Source organism: Variovorax sp. 01T439_2 (assembly GCF_056398445.1).
Genome location: NZ_JBFTPJ010000504.1, coordinates 1 through 4,302, shown reverse-complemented (window position 1 = coordinate 4,302; position 4,302 = coordinate 1). Strand labels below are relative to the sequence as shown.

The 4,302-nt window shown below is 65.8% G+C and carries 5 protein-coding genes; all 5 read left to right on the top strand.

The annotated features are described in order from the left end of the window. Window positions 1-780, top strand: a 780-nt coding sequence (locus AC1DOC_RS21630) for a type VI secretion system protein TssA (RefSeq protein ID WP_478130457.1), incomplete at its 5' end; no start/stop codon positions are given. Between the two features lie 80 nt (window positions 781-860). Further along, window positions 861-1,433 (top strand): type VI secretion system contractile sheath small subunit, encoded by a 573-nt coding sequence (gene tssB, locus AC1DOC_RS21625; RefSeq protein ID WP_145738589.1) that lies wholly within the window; start codon window positions 861-863, stop codon window positions 1,431-1,433. A gap of 27 nt (window positions 1,434-1,460) precedes the next feature. Further along, entirely contained in the window at window positions 1,461-2,969 is a 1,509-nt protein-coding gene (gene tssC / locus AC1DOC_RS21620; RefSeq protein ID WP_012745359.1) for a type VI secretion system contractile sheath large subunit, read from the top strand. A gap of 49 nt (window positions 2,970-3,018) precedes the next feature. Next, on the top strand, window positions 3,019-3,501 hold the full coding sequence (locus tag AC1DOC_RS21615) for an Hcp family type VI secretion system effector (protein WP_012745360.1): 483 nt from the start codon (window positions 3,019-3,021) through the stop codon (window positions 3,499-3,501). Between the two features lie 131 nt (window positions 3,502-3,632). Next, a partial coding sequence (locus tag AC1DOC_RS21610; protein ID WP_478130456.1) for a type VI secretion system accessory protein TagJ occupies window positions 3,633-4,302 on the top strand: 670 nt, incomplete at its 3' end.

The window sequence follows — 4,302 nt, the reverse complement described above, 5'->3', positions numbered from 1 at the left end:
CTGCAAAAGTTCTGGAACGACGTGCATCCGCGCGTTGTCGATGGCGATTTCGAAGACCCGCTGCCGCGCATGAATGCGCTGGCTGCATTGGCCGAAGCCGAGGGGCTCGGGCGCAGCGTGCGCGATGCGCGCCTGCTCGAGGACGCCGGCGCGTCGATGAGCCTGCGGCAGGTCGAGGCCCTGCTCGACTCGAGCAAGGCCGACCAGATCGATTACCCGGGCGGCATCGGCCGGCTGCGGGAAGTGGCGCGCCGCGCGCAGGAGAAGGCGGTGCCCGCGGTGGTGGCATTGCATGCGGCGCTGGAGCTGCTGCGGCGCATCCGGGAGACCTCGGAGCGGGCCCTGGGACAGAGCTGGGCCCCCGATTTCTCCCGGCTCGAACGCTCGCTTCGCACCGTGGTGCAGCTGCTGCCCGAGCAGGCCCAGCCGGAGCCGGCCGAAGCATCGCAGGCGGCAGCGCAAAGCCATGGGTCGGCGCCGGCCGCTCCTTCGGCGCAGGGCGCTGCGGCCTTGGGCAATGGCGCCTCCGGTGCGCGTGCGGCAAGCATTAAAGATATTGAAATATCGACTCGTGATGATGTGCAGGTCTTGTTGGAAAAGGCGTGCCAGTACATGGAACGCACCGAGCCCAGCCACCCGGCCCCCATGCTCATCCGCAGAGCGCAAAGGCTGCTGGACCTCAACTTTTTCCAGATCATCGAAGAACTCGTTCCCGAGGGCCTGCAGAAGATCGAAAGCCTGGCCGGCCGCTCGCTGAGCGGCGGGTCGGCAGCGGAGTGAACGGCCGGCGCAGGAACCCGGGGGCAGGCCGCCGGGACTCGACCCATACGAATAGGCATTGAGATTCAAGAGGAAGCTTTATGGCAGACAACCGTGTCAGAAACAGTGGTCAGAAGTTCATCGCGCGCAACCGGGCACCCCGCGTGCAGATCGAGTACGACGTCGAGATCTACGGCAGCGAGCGCAAGATCCAGCTGCCCTTCGTGATGGGCGTGATCGCCGATCTCGCGGGCAAGCAGGTCGACCCGATGCCCGACCTTGCCGAGCGCGACTTCATGGCGGTGGACATCGACAACTTCGACGACCGCATGAAGGCCATCAAGCCGCGCGTGGCCTTCCAGGTGCCCAACACCCTCACGGGCGAAGGGCAGATGAACGTCGACATCACCTTCGACAGCATGGACGACTTCTCGCCCGCGCGCATCGCCCGCCAGGTCGGCGCGCTGCAGCATCTGCTCGAAGCGCGCACCGAGCTTTCCAACCTGCTGTCCTACATGGACGGCAAGAACGGCGCCGAGCAGCTGATCGCCCAGGCGCTGCAGAACCCGGAGCTGCTCAAGTCGCTCGCATCCGCACCCAATCCCGCCGTTGCCAAGGCGATCGAGGCCGCGAACGAAAAGTCGGGCAACCCCGGCACCACCCCTTCCGAGTAAGCCGAGTAAGCCGACAGGATCTCCATCATGAGCACTGCACCCAAACAGACAGCGCGCGGACAGGCCGCCACCATCGAAGCGCTCGAGCCCAACGAGTTCTCCGACCTCCTGCAGCGCGAGTTCAAGCCCAAGACCGACCAGGCGCGCGAGGCGGTGCAAAGCGCCGTCAAGACGCTGGCGGTGCAGGCGCTTGAAAGCACCGTCACCATCTCGAACGATGCCTACCGCACCGTGCAGGCGATCATCACCGAGATCGACCGCAAGCTCTCCGAGCAGATCAACCAGATCCTGCACCACGAAGACTTCCAGCAGCTCGAAGGCGCATGGCGCGGCCTGCACTACCTGGTCAACAACACCGAGACCGACGAGCAGCTCAAGATCCGCGTGATGTGCGCCTCCAAGCGCGAAGTGGCGCGCTCGCTCAAGCGCCACAAGGGCATCGGATGGGACCAGAGCCCGCTGTTCAAGAAGATCTACGAGGCCGAGTACGGCCAGTTCGGCGGCGAGCCCTTCGGCGCGCTGATCGGCGACTTCCACTTCGACCACAGCCCGCCCGATGTCGAGATGCTCGGCGAAATGGCCAAGATCGCCGCGGCCGCGCACTGCCCCTTCATCGCCGGCGCATCGCCCACCGTGATGCAGATGGATTCGTGGCAGGAGCTGTCGAACCCGCGCGACCTCACCAAGATCTTCCAGAACACCGAGCACACGGCCTGGCGGTCGCTGCGCGAGTCGGAAGACGCGCGCTACATCGGCCTGGCCATGCCGCGCTTCCTGGCGCGCCTGCCGTACGGCGCGCGCACCAATCCGGTCGACGAGTTCGAGTTCGAGGAAGAAACCGACTCGGCCCTGCACAACCGCTACACCTGGGCCAATTCGGCCTACGCGATGGGCGTGAACATCAACCGCTCGTTCAAGCAGTTCGGCTGGTGCACGTCGATCCGCGGCGTGGAGTCGGGCGGCGCGGTCGAGAACCTGCCCACCCACACTTTCCCGACCGACGATGGCGGCGTGGACATGAAGTGCCCCACCGAGATCGCCATCAGCGACCGGCGCGAGGCCGAGCTCGCCAAGAACGGCTTCATGCCGCTGGTGCACCGCAAGAACTCCGACTTCGCGGCCTTCATCGGCGCGCAGTCGCTGCAGCAGCCGGCCGAGTACTACGACGCCGATGCCACGGCCAATGCCAACCTGGCAGCGCGCCTGCCCTACCTGTTCGCATGCTGCCGCTTCGCGCACTACCTGAAGTGCATCGTGCGCGACAAGATCGGTTCGTTCCGCGAGCGCGAGGACATGGAGCGCTGGCTCAACGACTGGATCATGAACTACGTGGACGGCAGCCCCGGCACGTCGTCCCAGGATACGAAGGCAATGAAGCCGCTGGCGGCGGCCGAAGTCCAGGTGGAAGCCATCGAGGACAACCCCGGCTACTACGCCGCCAAGTTTTTTCTCCGGCCGCACTATCAGCTCGAAGGGCTGACGGTGTCATTGCGGCTGGTTTCGAAGCTGCCATCCAACAAGAAGGACAGCAGCTAGTTCAACGGTGTCCCGCAATCGGGCATATATATAACTCTGGGGGTTAATCATGGCAGTAGACATGTTCATGCGCGTCGAGGGCGCGAACGGCGAATCCAAGGACTCGAACCACAAGGACTGGACCGATATCAAGTCGTTCGCATGGGGAGCAACGCAGCCTGGCAACATGGTCAGCGGCGGCGGTGGCGGTGTGGGCAAGGCGAGCTTCAACGACCTGCAGGTGCTCGCACGCATCGACAAGGCGGCGCCGTCGGTGATGAAGAACTGCGCGAGCGGCAAGCACCTGAGCAAGGTGGAAGTGTCGGTGTGCAAGGCCGGGGGCTCGCAGATCGAATACACGCGCGTGACGCTGGAAGAAGTGCTGGTCACCTCGGTGCAGTACTCGGCCGAGCAGGGCGGCGATGCGGTGCTGGTGCAGTTCGCCTTCCAGGCGGCCAAGGTCAAGCAGCAGTACTGGGAGCAGACCGACAAGGGCGGCAAGGGCGCTGAAACCGTGCTGGCCTGGAACATCAAGGAAAACCGGGAAGCCTGATTTCCCTTTTTTCGTGCTTGTTCCCGACCGGCCCGCGCATGCCGCGGGCCGGTCGCCTGCAGATAGTTGTCGACGGCCCCCCGGGGCCGTGCGCGAGTCAATGAGGAAGTTTCATGGGCGATGGGTTTGCAGTGCTGGGCGAGCGCTCCGTGGCCGAACACACCGAATGGGTACAGCGGCAGATTCGCGCGAGTCCACAGAATGCCGGCCTGCGGCTTGCCCTCGGCCACTTTCTTGCGCTGCGGGGCGACTGGCAGCGGGCTGAAGACCAGCTCAAGCTGGCCGCGAAGATCGATCCCTCCTTCGCTCCCGCCAGTGCCACCTGCGCGATGGCGCTGGCCGCTGAGCGGCATCGAACCGAATTCTGGAATGGCGGCCGTGCGCCGGCCGTCGTGGCCGGCGAGGCCGACTGGGTCGCGGCGCTGATTGCTGCCGCCGCCCTGCCGGCCGAACGCGACACCGAAGCGGCCGAGCTGCGCGAGRCCGCGCGGCAGGATGCGCCCGCATTGCAGGGCACGCTGAGCTGCGTCGACCGGTCGGACTCCCGCGCCGTGCAGGCCATCGACGGCGAGCCGGTGCAAAGCATTGAGTTCGCCTGGCTTTGCGACGGCRACGCGCGCATTGGCGCCGTGCTCGAGCTCCTCACGCCWTCGGGCTATGCGTGGCTGCCGCTGCCGGCGGTGCGCCGCCTCAAGTTCTCCCGTCCGCAGCACCTGGTCGACCTGCTCTGGGCACCGGCCGAGATCGTGCTGCATGACGGACGCGGGCTCAACGGCCTGGTGCCGGTGCGTTATCCCGGTG